Below are 13,495 nucleotides of genomic sequence, written 5' to 3'. Positions count from 1 at the left end.
AGAGTAGACACCGCGTAACAACGCAGTCGAAAGGCCCATCAGTAGCACCAGCAGCAACGAGTTACATCCACCGGCACAGATGCCGCGGTCTCGGTACGCTTCATGATCAAACTGGTTGAGACGAACGAGCCAGCCGGTTTTGCCACTCTGCCGGCAACAGTGTTTTCAGGAATTGCACATCGACGGCAGCTTTTCTCAACAGGATACTTCGCATGTCCAAATCATCTGGTGGCAGCGCGCGTCGGCGAGACGACACGAGGCCGCTACGAGGCTGGAATTTCGAAGGGGAAACAGACATGGATGAGCAAAAACGCCAAAGTATGATTGCATACCTTCGTCGCAAGATGGCTAAGGTTGGCATCAAGGTCGGCGACGTCGCGTTGGCCATCGCCGAAGAAAGAGCGCACCGAAAGTCGGCACGTTACCGCAGTGCTTTCGGCGACACTTGGGATGGCAAGGGGGATATGCCTCAGTGGCTTAGGCAAGCCACAAGCGCCGGGCAGTCACTGGCCCACTTTGCTGTCGAGAAGTCGTCTACATCGACTAGCCGCGGACGTCCGGCGATTGACTGGAGTCGGGATCCGTTCGCTGGCACGCGCCTGGCGACAGTTCGGCCGTCGTAAGCGCCATGTACTAGCGGTCTCACTCTTGTTATTCATCAAGTTGCCGAAGAAAACTGCAAAAAATCAGGATGGCGATCGCTTCCTCGTCGCGACCTTAGGTGCAGCGCGGCGAGGCTTGCTGGTCTCGACGGAGGGTAACGGGCGCTTCCGCGTCGCCGTCTGGTTTGCAACGGTGGTCGCGAGTTGCGATCTCAACGCGTCGAGTTCCTTGGTGGATGCCGCATTCGAACTGCGAAGCGCTTCCAGATTCCCCTCCACGAGGCCCACACGATGACGCGCATCGCCAAGCTGAACCTGCAGCGCCTGGATTTCCTCCCGGTGCCGGGTCTCGCTCTGCTCCGCCCTGCGCGCGGCCGCCTCAAGCTCCTTCTGGGACCGCGCGCTCACGCCCCGCTCGCGCTCGATCTCAAGCAGCGCCCGCTTCTCGGCAGCCCGCAAACGCTCTCCTGCGAGTTCCGCGCTGCTCCGTAGTTTGTCGAGTTCAACCGAAAAATCGGCCCTCGCCTGCACCAGTGCCCGGTCACGCGCACCGATCTCGTCCTGCTGTCGCGCGACTTCAGCCTCAAGCGCCTGACGCATCGCCTCCCCGGCGGCCTGCGCCTGTTCAAGCTCCTGAATGCGCACCTGTGCCGCCAGCAACGCGCCGGTGCGCTGCTCGAGCGCCGTTTCGGTCCGCACAAGCTCAGCCTGCAGTGATGCTGCCTCGTTGCGCGCGCTGGCCTTCTCTGCCTCGGCGTCAATCCGCAGAGCCTCGAGCACCGCCTGCGCCGATGTGGTGGACTTCGCCCACAGCGTCGCGACCAGTTCTCCTCGGGCATGCGTCGCTCACGACCACCAGTCAGTATCTTCACGTGGACGACGATCGTCGTCATCGCGAAACAGATGAAAAGCACCGCATTGACTGGTAGTTCAGACGGCTGAAGTTCGGCCTTGGCCGTCATTCGAGGATCGACGTCGCTCTGGCCGCTACGGATCCTTTTCCTGACATTCGAAGGTTGGCATTCGCGAATGATCGGCTCCACCGCTAGCGAATGCGTACTGCGACCCTTCTCCGTCATACGAGGTCAATCTAGATACCCGGCCGCTTTTCGAACTGCAACGGCCGCTAATCAATACAGTTGAATCGTGCTGGAGGTTCAATCTCCCGGGGCAGACTGCCGCGATAGGCTCGCCCGCGGCGTCGACTCACATCATTTCGGGGCTGCCCAGTTTCGTTCCGTCGGAAAAGCGGGCCAGTCTGTAGGGTTCAATGTCGAACTGCGGCGCCTCGTCCATTACCAGCCGGCTCGCGAGCATGCCTGCACCTGGCCCTAGTCCAAAGCCATGTCCGCTGAAGCCGGATGCGATCACAAGACCGGGTTTCGCATTAACCTTCGAGATGACGGGAACGAGGTCCGGCGTCGTGTCGATCGCGCCCGCCCATGCATGAGCGATCCGCAAGCCCGCCAGCTCGGGAAACACGCTGGACACATTTTGCAGGGCACGTTCGAGCCATTCGGTATCAGGCCGGGGATCCAGCACCCGCGTTTCTTCGAACGGCGAGACTTCATCGTCGCGCCAGGTTGCGCTTGCCTCCGGTCCGTGGAAGAAGCTGGCGCCGACGCGAATCTTCAGTTTTTTCTTCAGCTTGCTGCGGAACATGGTGCGGAACTTCACCGAATGCCGCAGGTTTTGCGGCGCGAGTTCCACGCGTCCGTAGCCGGGAACAGCGATGGTGTAGCCCCCGTCCAAGCGCCTCCTCAGCGCGAAGTTAGGCCCGGAGAAACAGCCTTCAATGACCCCCGGCGCCTCAGCGGTTCGCAACGCCGTTCCCATCACGTTGATGGCGGGCAGATCGATGCCGTGATGCTGGCAGAACAACGCGCTCCAGGCGCCTCCCGCGAGAACGACGGTGTCGGCTGCCAGCCGGCCGCGCTCCGTCCAGATGCCAGAGACACGCCCAGCGCTCGTGTCGAGACTTCGTACCGCGCAGTTCTGATACACCATCGCGCCGAGACCTTGCGCGCCGCGAGCAATCGCAGGCGCGGCTTTCGACGGCTCGGCGCGGCCGTCCGTGCCAGACCACAGCCCTCCAGCCCACTTCGCACGTCCGGACGGAATGCGCGCTGCCAGTTCGCGCGCACTGAGGATCTCGCTGTTAAAGCCGACTTCCCGGGCGCGTGCAAGCCACGATTCCCACTGCGCGATGTCCGATTGATACTCCGTGCCGTACAGGATGCCTGCCTTACGAAACCCAATGTCCTCGCCCAGTTCTTCGCTTAGTTCGCTCCAGCGTTTGAGGCTCTGCATCGCGAGCGGCAACTCATGGAGGTCGCGGTTCTGCTGACGCACCCAGCCCCAATTGCGCCCCGACTGCTCGCAGCCGATGACGCCCTTTTCCAGCAGAGCCACCTGGACGCCGCGTCGCGCCAGTTCATACGCGGTGCTGACGCCAATAATGCCGCCGCCAATTACCGCGACATCGCATCGATCGGGGAAACCTTCGCTATCCGTGACTTCGTCGATCCTTAGCATTTCATAGCCGTTGGTTGCCGCTTCTTGGTACGTTACTGCAGTCAAGACTGTCGGAAATGCGCACCTGAAGCGCGATTTCATCATCCGCAGATACTGGCTACGATTTTGGTATGTTCCACCGCTTCGCTGATAGGACGATCCTGTTGTATCCGAAAGGGATACAACGATGATCCACCAGGCGCTGAGGCAATTCTTGAATTGCTATCTTGCAGACTGTTGCCGAGATCAGGTTTCTGCTAAGCCACATTCTCACGCTCTTGCTTCCTGGTTACCGGTAGGCGCGCACACCTACTTTTCAAACGCGAGCGAACCACACTTCGTCGAAATGAACGTAGCAAATGGTTCGCTCGCCGAGCCCTTCGATCGGCAATCGGGAGGTCGATGTGGGTGGGATTTGCCACCTCGCTCTCGGCACGCGCAAGATCGGCGAACGGGGATGTTTCGTCGAGTGCGACCAGAGCCTCGTCATTCGTCGTGAGGCTCCGATGCGAGTACAGCAACGCCGTCAGCCGCCCGTACGCCTTGGCCCGCAGGCAGCACGAAGATCGGATTGATTTCTGCTTCGACAATACGCCCGCCAAGCTGCACCGCCATTCGCGCAAAGGCGACGATTGCGCTTACGAGGGCATCAATATCAGCGCGCGGCCGTCCACGATACCCGTCTAGCAGGGGCCACGTTTTCAGTTCGTGGATCATCGCGAGCGCGTCTGCGCGCGACAGCGGCACTTCGGTGGAGAGCAGGCGCATTGTCGTGTCCTTGAACAGTTCCGCTGTGACGCCGCCCATGCCGAGCAGCAATGCTATGCCTAACGGGTCTCGATGAAGGCCGAGAATCAGTTCCGTTCCACCGGCCACCATTTCCTGAACGAGAAACGCATTCGCGGATACGCCAGTCGCGGTTTCAACGTCGTCCCGCATACGGTTCAGGCGCGCCCCGATGCTGTCAGCTGTGACCCCAACCGCGACGCCACCGACATCGCTCTTGTGGGTGATCGTGTTCGACAGCAGTTTGAGCACGACTTTGTCGCCCAGCTCGCGAGCGGCGCTCGTGGCCTCATTCGCGTTCGTGACGACACGCTCACGTACCGCCGTCACACCGAAGCGGGCAAAAAGCTCTTTCGCCTGCGCTTCGTTTAGTGATCCGGCGGGTAGATCGCTCACGTTGACGTCTGCTTCGGAGTGTTGTTTGTCCAAATTCACGGCGCGTTGCATGTACTCGCCGTGCTGCCACATCGCCGCAAGTGCGCTAGTCACGCTTTCGGGCGATGGGAACGCCGGCACTGCCTGCTCGTTAAGCAACCGTGTGATCTCCGGCGCGTGAGGGCTCACAAATGCCATCACGGGTTTGTCACTCCCGGGCAGCGAATCGCGGATCGCGTTAGCCATCAGGTCAGGCATCGCGAGGCCTGACGATCCAACGATAACCACGACTGCGTCGTAAGTCGGACTGTCGAGTAGCGTGCCGATCGCACCGCGCAGCAGAGCCGGCTGCAGACCCGCGAGCGTCACGTCGATCGGATTGCGGTCGAGCACTGCATGATCGCCGGTCTGGAGCGCGCGCAGCTTTGCAGCAGTCGCTTCATCGGGAGGCGGGGTCTCAAAGTTCACCATGCCGAGGCTGTCGGTGACGAGCGTGCCGGCACCGCCGGTCGAGGTCAGAATCGCCACCCGCCGCCCGGAGAGCTTGCGACGCGTAGCGAGCGCATGAGGGATGTCGAGCAAATCGGAAAACCTCTGAGCACGAATGACGCCGACCTGGCTGAAAAGCGCGTCATACATGCGGTCCGAACCGGCCAGCGCGCCCGTATGCGAGACCGCCGATCGTGCGCCTGATTCCGAGCGTCCGATCTTGAACACGACGACCGGCTTGCCCGCGGCGGCCGCCCGTAACGCCGCACGCCGGAATCGTTCCGGATGACGCAGCCCTTCCATGTAGAGCGCGACAACGGAAGTCGAATCATCGTCAACCAGATAGTCGACGAAGTCTGCCATGTCGAGATCTGCTTCGTTGCTCGTCGACACCAGCTTTGACAGGCCAATACCGCTTGCTGCCGCCCGCGACAACAGCGAGCCAAGGATCCCCCCGCTTTGTGACACCACGCCGATCCCGCCGACTGTAAAAGTGTCGGTCTCCAGCGCCCCGCTTGCCGACAGCGTGATGCTATCGGTGAGGTTGACGAGCCCGATCGTATTCGGGCCAAGCAGGCGCATGGACCCTGCTGCCTCGATCAATTGCGCCTGCCGCTTCGCGCCTTCCTCGCCAATTTCTGCATAGCCGCTCGCCAGCACGATTGCAGCGCTTGTCCCGCGGTTTGCCAGATCCCGCACCGCAACGTGGGCGCGCTCGGCGCCGAGCAGCACGATGCCGACATCCGGTGCGTGCGGCAACGACGCTACATCGGGATAGCAGGGCAGGCCATCGATCGAGTCGTAACGCGGATTGACAGGGTAGATGTCGCCGTCGAAGCTGTGCTTCCGGAGGTAAGCCACCGGGCGCCCTGAAGTCTTGGCTGCGTCCGCCGATGCGCCGATTACGGCTACGCTCGCCGGGCGCATCAATTTTGAAATTGCATTCACGTCGATCTCCTTCGTGCTCACTTGGTTTTGTTCAGGAATGCGAGCACCGAGTCGCGATGTTCACTGCTTGTGTAGCAGACGGCCTGTGCCTGGCTACCTTGTGAAAACACCTGATGCACGGAAAGTTCGTAGCTCTGGTTGAGGATGCTCTTGCCAAGCGCGAGCGCGGTGGCCGAACCCTGGCTCAATTCGGCGGCCCAGGCATGGGCGTCGGCGATGAGCGATTCCGGGTCGCTCAGGCGATCCGCGATGCCAATTTCCAGCGCTTCCTGTGCATCTACCTTGCGCCCGCTGAAGATCAGTTCCTTCGCCCGCGCGAGGCCGACTCGACGCGGCAATAAGTACATGCCGCCACCGTCGGGAATCAGCCCGCGTTTGATGTAGCTCCACGTGAAGCTCGCTTCCTGGGACGCGAGGATAAAGTCGCAGGAGAGCGCCATATCGGCACCGAGACCCGCGGCCGCCCCGTTGACGGCAGCGATGGTCGGTTTGGGCATCGAGTAGAGCAGATTGACCGTGTGATGCACGAGTTGCTGGCGGGACCAGCCATTGAACGCAATCTCGCCGGCGGGCGCTTCCATGCGCTGCGCCATACCGCTGACGTCTCCGCCAGCGCAGAACCCCTTGCCGTTGCCGGTCAACACTACGGCGCGCACCCCCCGGTCGCGCGAAACGGTGTCCAGCGCCTCGATCAGTTCGGCACGCATTTCGTTGGTGATGGCGTTACGTTTTTCAGGACGATTCAGCGCGATCATGGCGACTTGCGAGTCGATAGTGACTTGAATGGTGGATGTGCTCATGCGTGTCTCGATGGTTGAATTGGAGTCGACTGACAAGGTCAATCTGCCAATGCAGCTTAGCCCCACCTGCCGCCCAAGACACCCCGTTAATTCCACTCTGTGGAACGGAGCGTATTTCATCCCAAGGCCCGATAAATTCCACTGGATGGAATTGGCGGATTGTCATCGAGCGTTCGGCGCCGATAATGGATTCCAACGCAGGACACTTGCCACGACGATCCTGCGGCCCATACAAGCCGGAGACATGATGCACGCAGCCCGTTCCAATCCAATCGACGTCAGCGCCGTCGCGCAACCGCAGACAGAGGCCGTCTACAGGAAAGTCACCTGGCGGCTGCTGCCGTTCCTCTTCGTTTGTTACGTCTTCGCTTATCTGGATCGCGCCAATATCGGCTTCGCCCACCTGCAGTTCTCGCGCGATATCGGTCTTTCCGACGCCGCATTCGGTCTGGGTGTGGGGCTCTTCTACGTGGGGTACATGCTCTTTGAAGTGCCGAGCAACCTGTGGCTCGCGCGAGTCGGCGTGAGAAAAACGCTCATGCGGATCATGGCGCTATGGGGCATTGTTTCGGCGGGCACCGCGTTCGTGCAGACGCCGACCCAGTTCTACATCGCGCGCGTGCTGCTGGGCGCAGCGGAAGCAGGATTCTTCCCGGGAGTGATTCTCTACTTCACCTACTGGTTTCCGGCCGCGCGCCGCGCACGAGTCACGTCAATCTTCATGACGGCGATCTGCGTATCCGGCATCATCAGCGGGCCTGTGTCGGGATGGATACTCAACAGCATGTCGGGCTTACTCGGCTATAACGGCTGGCAATGGCTGTTCCTTCTCGAAGGATTCCCGTCAGTCATCGCCGGTATCTTTGCCTATGTCTATCTGACGGACCGCCCCGAGCAGGCGACCTGGCTCACGGACGACGAGAAAGCCCTCCTGCTCGCGGAGCTTAACCGCGACGCGCAAACGAAGGCTGCACGCGCTCATGGTTCGATCTGGGTCGCATTGAAGGAACCGAAGTTTTATTTCCTCACCTTCGCATACTTCAGCGTACCGTGGGCGAGCATCGTCGTGCATATCTGGGCTCCGAGCGTGATCCAGAAAAGCGGGGTATCGAACTACTGGCACATTGGGCTTCTTTCCGCGATTCCGTATGTGGTCGGCGCAGTCGCGATGTATCTGCTCGGCCGAAACTCGGATCGTATGTTGGAGAGGCGGTGGCATTTCATGGCAAGCGCATTGATGGCCGCGCTGGGCGTCGCGCTTTTGCCGGCGGCGGCCAATCACGCAGGCATTCTGGTAGCACTGCTTTGCGTCGCGACGGCTGGCTATCTGGGCATGCTGTCGCTTTTCTGGACGATCCCACCCGCGTACCTGTCGAGCACCGCCGCAGCAAGCGGCATCGGCCTCATTAGCAGCCTCGGTCAGTTTGGCGGGATTTCGGCTCCTTCGGTGATCGGCTACGCATCGACGCACTTCGGTAGCAGCGCCGTGGGCCTCTATGCGGTTGCGTTCGTCTCCATACTCGGCGGTCTTGCGGTGGTGCTGGGTATTCCAGCGCGCGCGATCAGTGAACGCCGGGAATGAAAGAGAAGCTTGCAGTCTTCAGCCTTCCAGGCGCGCGCATGCGGCCGTAATCTCGTCGCGCAGACCCAGCAGGGGCGCTGCCAGTTCGCTTACAACGCTGTCGTTTGACGCCGCCGTGCGGACGCTAAAGTTCAGGACCAGCAAACGATGTCCGGGAATGGCGAGGGGTGTCGCGAGTGCGATCACTTCCGGTTGCCAACTTGCAACGCAGAAGCCTCTTCGGCGCACATCGTCTACAGCTTCGCCGATCTCCCGCGCGAGACGCTCCCAGCCGCTCCGTTTGCGCCGCTTGAACGCGTCCATCAGGGCGGTGAATTCCGTCTGCGGCAGCGCTGCGAGGTACGCGCGCCCGAGCGAAGTCAGTTCCATCGGCACGCGTTGTCCCGAGACGATCGTACGTAGTGAGGCTCGCTGGTTATAGCGAATGGACTCAAGGTAGACCATCTCTTCCCGGTCGGCGCCCGCGATTCCGACATTGATGCGCTTTGCCTGGGCAGTGTCGCGGATTAGCGGTCCTGCAGCATTCAGTACCGTGGATCCGCTGCGCAACGCCTGCGCCAGACTGAGCACGGGCAGGCCTAGTCTGTACGCCCTGCGTGCCGCATCGTGCTCGAGATAACCCGCCTCGACGAGCGTTCGCGTAAGGCGGCTCACCGTTGCCTTCGGCAGGCCGGTGCGTTCCGCGAGTTCTCCATTGCCGAGAAGCGTTGCACCGGGACCGAACGCGCGCAGCAGTTCGAGCCCGCGTTCGAGCGATCGATTCGATGGGGTAGCGTTCGATTGCGGTTGTTGATTCGTGTGGTCCGCCATAGACAGTGGGATTGCCGTGCTTAACGTGAAAAGGTCGATTGTCGATGCCGAATCAGACCGCATCGTAGCGCCGCGGCCAAGTCTGCGGATCATCTCGCGATTGGCGTCCGGAGCGGCAACCTGTAGGAGGCGACGTTTTGTCGGCGCAGCAGATGGTACCCCTCCTGGATTTCGTGTGGATATTTGCAGAATCGCTGTGCAGTTGCGGGCTTTTCTTCTGAGAGCCGGATGGTTTTGCGGATCTTCAGTCCGGCCGGGTTCCCAACCGACCGCACCAATTGCTGGAGCATGCGCAAATTTGTGCTTCCTGCCGGCGACATCTTCCCTGAAGCCACTGCATGTCAGTACATGCAGTGAGATTCGACACCTGAAAAAACCGTAGCTTTACTAGAAAAGGATAATCCGATGGTCATCAACATTGCAAAGCTCCGACGCGCGACCGTGTCTGCCGCACTCTGCACCGCGTCACTATTGTCAAATGCGGTTCATGCCGCTGACGTTCATGTTCTGGCAACTGGAGCGCTCTCAGCAGCGTTTAGGGAGCTCGGACCAGGGTATGAACGGCAGACCGGGAATCACCTCGTCATATCGTGGGGGCCGTCATACGGTACGTCCGCTGACGCGTTACCCATGCGCATTAAGAATGGCGAAGCAATGGACGTCTGCTTCATGATCCGCCCTGCGCTGGACGAACAGATCAGACAAGGCAAGTTTCTCCCGGACACTCGCACAGATCTCGTTGCGTCCCGAATTGGCGTCGCGGTCCAGGTCGGCATGCCGAAGCCGGATGTCAGTACTGTGGAAGCACTACGTAGTGCACTGCTCGCAGCAAAATCTGTAGCATTCTCTGAAGGAGCTAGCGGCACCTATATTACTGAGACGTTGTTCCCCAAGCTTGGCATCGCGCATCAAATGAAAGCCAGGAGTATTCAAATCAAAGGGAAGGAACTGGTCGGAACGGCCATTGAGCGCGGCGACGCTGAACTTGGATTGCAACAGATCAGTGAACTTCGCGCCATTCAGGGGATCCAGTACGTCGGGGCGCTCCCGCAAGAAGTCCAGAAGGCAAGCGTCATTTCCGCCGCCTTATCAACAAACGCGCAGGAGCAGGAAGGCGCCGCAGCCCTCATTTCTTACCTGAGAACGCCGACAGCATCGGCAGTATTCGAAAAGACGGGGCTTGATCCAATCAAGCCCGGGAAATAGATCGCATTGGTCCTCCCGTCGTGGTGCCCCCGGAGGATAGGCCACCGAGACACTCGCTTCGCTCGTTGTTAGGCCTGTCCGAGCGGGAATGGGGCATGACCTTTGAGCAAGATAGCTACGGTGCTTCGTTTGATCCAGTCAATTCAAGCGACGGCCCGCTCGCCCAAAGCGGTCGTTCATGGATTTTCGCGGGGTATCTCGTTTGGGTCGAGAGCACGCATCCGCTGAATTTCGGCAGGACTTTGGCAGGCGTTAGGTTGTAAGCGTCCGGTCAGTAGCGCATAGCAGACGTGCAAGCCAAGATGTTCGAACGGCGGCTTTGGCCGACCAGCAGACTTTCCGTGCCCTGCGCGTTGCAATCGCGCCAACACCGCTTAGAGCGCCCTGCTCTACAACGCCTCGCCGAGGTTTGCCACGATAACGGGTGTTATCGCCACTGCTCTGCTCCACAATGCCTTGGCGAGTTTTGCGGCGATAACCCGCGTTATCACCGCAATCCATCTGTACACATCTGCCGTCCGAGGACCAGGTGGCTCGCGGCTGGCCCCTCTGGCCTCGACAGTCGAAGTGGCGTCCCGCCAACGGCAGATCACAAAGACAACCGGACATCCAGCCGCTCTGCTTCCCGACATAACGCGACATTGGTTTGCATACCTTGCAGTCCTATGCGACGACCCAGTCGCGGCCAGCAATCGGACCACCCGCTTGCTGCATGCGACCGCCCGAAACCAGACCGCCAAGATCCACTGATGCGTAGCCAAAATCGTTGACGAGTCCGGTCACCACCGCCTTTGCGTCCTTGTCGTCACCGGAGACGAAGATGACGCGTTTTCCGTCATGAAACTTCGGGCCCTTGTCGTAGTGCTCCATGCGGATAGCATTGAACGCCTTGACGACGCGAGCCTCTGGCGCGTGTGCCGCGACGATCTCGCTGGCGCCCGTGCCCCCCAAGTCTGCCAGAACGAGCTCCGGCTCCAGTTGTGTAAAAGGGTTAGTGGTATCCACCAAAATGCGGCCCGCCCAATTGGGCAGCCCATCCAAGGCCGACGGGACTTGAAGCCACGGAACGGCGAGCACGACCAGCTCGAGCCGAGCCACCTCCTGGACCGTATCTGCCGACGCGTTCGGACCGAGTCCGGCCACGACATCGCCCAAAGCCTGCGGCCCACGACGAGCACTCAGGAGAACCTCATGTCCCGCTTGAATGGCACTCCTGGCGATGGACTGCGCTACAGCACCGGCTCCAATAAAACCAATCTTCATTTCGACACCTCAGCGGCAACGTAAGTCAATGAAGCCATGCTCGTCCAGGAGCACGGCACGTGGTAGAACAGCCAGGTCAGTTCGATGAGCGCAAGTCGAGCAGCACCTTGCCACCCTTGATTGCGTGCGCGACGGCCTTTTGGAAGTCCGCAAGCGGATAGACGGCAGCCACAGGCAGCTCAAGCTCGCCGCGAGCCATCAGCTCGGCAGACTCCTTGATTGCGTCCATGATGTACGGCAGATATTCGGGAAGGTCGATGTATATGCCGCGCACGACGATGCCGCGCAGATGCAGGTCCACGACCTTGAGCGGAGTGACCAGCTCGCCGCTTGTGAACGCATAGCTCACCAGCGTACCGTTTTGCGACAGCACGTCGATCAGGCGCACCGCAGCCGAACCGCTCAGGCCATCGATGGCCAGACGGACGTCGCCCGGACCGACCGCGGCCTTGGCTTTGTCAGTGGCGCCCGGCTCATCGACGAGAACGACGTCCCCACCAGCTTCCTCCAGTTCCTTGACCAGTTCAGGACGACGTACGAAATTGATGGTCCGCAGGCCGCGCTTCTTCGCCAACGCGATCACCGTGCGGCCGATGCCGGAGTTGGCCGCATTTTGCACGATCCAGTCGCCTTCTTTGAGGTCAACAAAGCGCCCGAGCAGAAGTACGGCCGTGGGAGGATTGATGCGCAGCATGGCCAGTTGACGTGGATCGACGCTGGCAGGCAGCGCAATCAGCCCCTTGGCCGGGATCGCCAGGCGCTCACGCCAGGTCAACGCATAAAGCGGGGGCAATACGCGGTCGCCGACTTTCACATTGGAGACATTCGAGCCTACCTGCAGAACTCGCCCGACGCCTTCGTTGCCCACGATCGAGGGCAGCGGAGTCGAGTAGGCGAAGCGATTCGTGATGACGGCCAGGTCATTGCCGTTGATGGGGGCATACTCCATCGCAATCAGGACTTCATCCGGGCCGGTGCTGGCCGGCTCCGGAAGATCAACGAGTTTCAGAGTCTCGACGGGGTCGCCGAAAGCGGTGTTCTGGATAGCACGCATGGCTTGCGTCCTTTCATAAGATGCTTGGCTGGAAAGCCGAGAGGCAATACTTCGGCGCTCGGCGCTCATTTCGAAATAGTGCAAAGACCGGGGTGAACGCTACGAGGCCGCCCCTCATGACGAGGAGCGCCTCACATTGCGCAGGACACGTAGCGCTAGAACGCGAACAGCACCATGCCGGCCCTTCCCCTGCGGTACGTATGTTCGAGCGCTCGCAGGTAGTCGCTCGCCTGATATCGTTCCGCCACTGGGAAAAGGCTCGGGAAGTTGCGTGCCAACTCGAGCGCCTTGGCCAGGTCCGCTTCGCGTACCGTCGCAGCTTCGAATTGCCAACTGAACAACGACACCCCCTTGATGGTCAACGCTTGAGGGGCGATGGAACGAATGTCCGTCGCCGCTCCTCCCAGGGAGCCGTAGCTAATGATCGCTCCGCCCCGGGCCAGGAAGCCCGCTACGTCGGGCAAGAGCGCACCGCCGACGCCATCGAACGCCACGTAGACGGGCTTGTTCGCAAGCGCAGCGCGAAGTTCGTCCTTCCAGCCCTGGTTCTCCGTGGCGATGATAGAAAGGCTGGGGCGAGCAGCTTTAAGCGCTTGCGCGCTCGCCGCGGAGCCGGCGAGCAGGATCGGATTGACGCCCGCTTCGACGAGCAGATGAGTGAGCAGCCTTCCGACGGCTGAATTGGCAGCCGTCTGAATAACCGTGACATCTTCGCGCTTGTCTTCGGGCAACGCGTTGTGACCAGCCCTCATCGCAAGGCGTGCCGTCAACGTGTTGACCAACATCTGCGCTGCGACCTCATCGCTCACTTCATCGGGCACGGGTATCAGCGACTGGACAGGCGCGGCGATCCTGGAACTCCAGGCACCGTTGACGGGAAAGAAGGCCACACGTGTGCCGACTTGAATCCGGTGTGAAGGGGCAATGTCAGCGGCCAGCGCTTCCACCACCCCTACACCTTCGACGCCGGGCACTCGCCCCCCCTCGGGATGAAGGGAGCCGCCCCGAAGGCGGGGGAAGCTGAGACGCCCAGCAAGTCGCCCGGATGAACCGGTGCGGCGGACAC

General features: G+C 60.8%; 12 protein-coding genes. 4 read left to right on the top strand and 8 right to left on the bottom strand.

All coding sequences use genetic code 11. From position 1 onward, the window contains the following. Positions 1 to 102 precede the first annotated feature (102 nt). A complete protein-coding gene (locus KHO30_RS36280; RefSeq protein ID WP_211703793.1) occupies positions 103 to 324 on the top strand; it encodes a hypothetical protein in 222 nt (73 codons plus the stop codon). After that, complete coding sequence (locus tag KHO30_RS36275; protein WP_200619255.1) at positions 297 to 623, top strand: H-NS family nucleoid-associated regulatory protein; 327 nt, start codon at positions 297 to 299, stop codon at positions 621 to 623. Before KHO30_RS36280 ends, KHO30_RS36275 begins: the two co-directional genes overlap by 28 nt. Positions 624 to 686: 63 nt before the next feature. Here the strand turns inward: KHO30_RS36275 and KHO30_RS36270 are convergent, their stop codons facing one another. The 4 genes from KHO30_RS36270 to KHO30_RS36255 form a co-directional block, all read right to left on the bottom strand. Then, complete coding sequence (locus KHO30_RS36270) at positions 687 to 1,382, bottom strand: coiled-coil domain-containing protein (protein ID WP_211703792.1); 696 nt, start codon at positions 1,380 to 1,382, stop codon at positions 687 to 689. A 426-nt stretch (positions 1,383 to 1,808) separates the two neighbouring features. Further along, a complete protein-coding gene (locus tag KHO30_RS36265) occupies positions 1,809 to 3,137 on the bottom strand; it encodes an NAD(P)/FAD-dependent oxidoreductase (RefSeq protein ID WP_093638758.1) in 1,329 nt (442 codons plus the stop codon). Between the two features lie 465 nt (positions 3,138 to 3,602). Beyond that, positions 3,603 to 5,714 carry an acetate--CoA ligase family protein gene (locus tag KHO30_RS36260; protein WP_208620701.1) on the bottom strand — a complete coding sequence of 704 codons (2,112 nt, stop codon included), beginning with the start codon at positions 5,712 to 5,714 and terminating at the stop codon, positions 3,603 to 3,605. Between the two features lie 17 nt (positions 5,715 to 5,731). Further along, positions 5,732 to 6,514, bottom strand: coding sequence for an enoyl-CoA hydratase/isomerase family protein (locus KHO30_RS36255; protein ID WP_211703815.1), 783 nt, complete (start codon positions 6,512 to 6,514; stop codon positions 5,732 to 5,734). 247 nt (positions 6,515 to 6,761) lie between these two features. Between KHO30_RS36255 and KHO30_RS36250 the strand changes: the two genes are divergently transcribed. Beyond that, a complete protein-coding gene (locus KHO30_RS36250) occupies positions 6,762 to 8,096 on the top strand; it encodes an MFS transporter (protein ID WP_211703814.1) in 1,335 nt (444 codons plus the stop codon). A gap of 18 nt (positions 8,097 to 8,114) precedes the next feature. Here the strand turns inward: KHO30_RS36250 and KHO30_RS36245 are convergent, their stop codons facing one another. After that, complete coding sequence (locus KHO30_RS36245; protein WP_211703791.1) at positions 8,115 to 8,906, bottom strand: IclR family transcriptional regulator; 792 nt, start codon at positions 8,904 to 8,906, stop codon at positions 8,115 to 8,117. A 405-nt stretch (positions 8,907 to 9,311) separates the two neighbouring features. Here KHO30_RS36245 and KHO30_RS36240 point away from each other — a divergent pair, with 405 nt between their 5' ends. Then, on the top strand, positions 9,312 to 10,112 hold the full coding sequence (locus KHO30_RS36240) for a substrate-binding domain-containing protein (RefSeq protein WP_093638742.1): 801 nt from the start codon (positions 9,312 to 9,314) through the stop codon (positions 10,110 to 10,112). Positions 10,113 to 10,775: 663 nt separating this feature from the next. On the opposite strand, the gene KHO30_RS36235 is transcribed toward KHO30_RS36240, so the two are convergent. From KHO30_RS36235 to KHO30_RS36225, 3 genes are all read right to left on the bottom strand, one after another. Next, entirely contained in the window at positions 10,776 to 11,375 is a 600-nt protein-coding gene (locus KHO30_RS36235; protein WP_211703790.1) for an NADPH-dependent F420 reductase, read from the bottom strand. Positions 11,376 to 11,451: 76 nt separating this feature from the next. Continuing rightward, positions 11,452 to 12,429 carry a zinc-dependent alcohol dehydrogenase family protein gene (locus tag KHO30_RS36230; RefSeq protein WP_211703789.1) on the bottom strand — a complete coding sequence of 326 codons (978 nt, stop codon included), beginning with the start codon at positions 12,427 to 12,429 and terminating at the stop codon, positions 11,452 to 11,454. 155 nt (positions 12,430 to 12,584) lie between these two features. Then, the gene (locus tag KHO30_RS36225; RefSeq protein WP_211703788.1) at positions 12,585 to 13,376 is read right to left on the bottom strand and encodes an MDR/zinc-dependent alcohol dehydrogenase-like family protein; all 792 of its coding nucleotides are present in this window, start codon (positions 13,374 to 13,376) and stop codon (positions 12,585 to 12,587) included. Positions 13,377 to 13,495: the final 119 nt, after the last annotated feature.

This window comes from Paraburkholderia aspalathi, from assembly GCF_905220735.1.
Lineage (GTDB): Bacteria > Pseudomonadota > Gammaproteobacteria > Burkholderiales > Burkholderiaceae > Paraburkholderia > Paraburkholderia aspalathi.
The sequence above is the reverse complement of the archived record's forward strand: the minus strand, read 5'-3'. Positions and strand labels throughout refer to the sequence as shown.

Bases quoted from the DNA above. Each gene is read 5' to 3' on its own strand.
- KHO30_RS36280 (WP_211703793.1), top strand. From the start codon at position 103: ATGATCAAACTGGTTGAGACGAACGAGCCAGCCGGTTTTGCCACTCTG.
- KHO30_RS36275 (WP_200619255.1), top strand. From the start codon at position 297: ATGGATGAGCAAAAACGCCAAAGTATGATTGCATACCTTCGTCGCAAG.
- KHO30_RS36265 (WP_093638758.1), bottom strand. From the start codon at position 3,137: ATGCTAAGGATCGACGAAGTCACGGATAGCGAAGGTTTCCCCGATCGA.
- KHO30_RS36255 (WP_211703815.1), bottom strand. From the start codon at position 6,514: ATGAGCACATCCACCATTCAAGTCACTATCGACTCGCAAGTCGCCATG.
- KHO30_RS36250 (WP_211703814.1), top strand. From the start codon at position 6,762: ATGCACGCAGCCCGTTCCAATCCAATCGACGTCAGCGCCGTCGCGCAA.
- KHO30_RS36245 (WP_211703791.1), bottom strand. From the start codon at position 8,906: ATGGCGGACCACACGAATCAACAACCGCAATCGAACGCTACCCCATCG.
- KHO30_RS36240 (WP_093638742.1), top strand. From the start codon at position 9,312: ATGGTCATCAACATTGCAAAGCTCCGACGCGCGACCGTGTCTGCCGCA.
- KHO30_RS36235 (WP_211703790.1), bottom strand. From the start codon at position 11,375: ATGAAGATTGGTTTTATTGGAGCCGGTGCTGTAGCGCAGTCCATCGCC.
- KHO30_RS36230 (WP_211703789.1), bottom strand. From the start codon at position 12,429: ATGCGTGCTATCCAGAACACCGCTTTCGGCGACCCCGTCGAGACTCTG.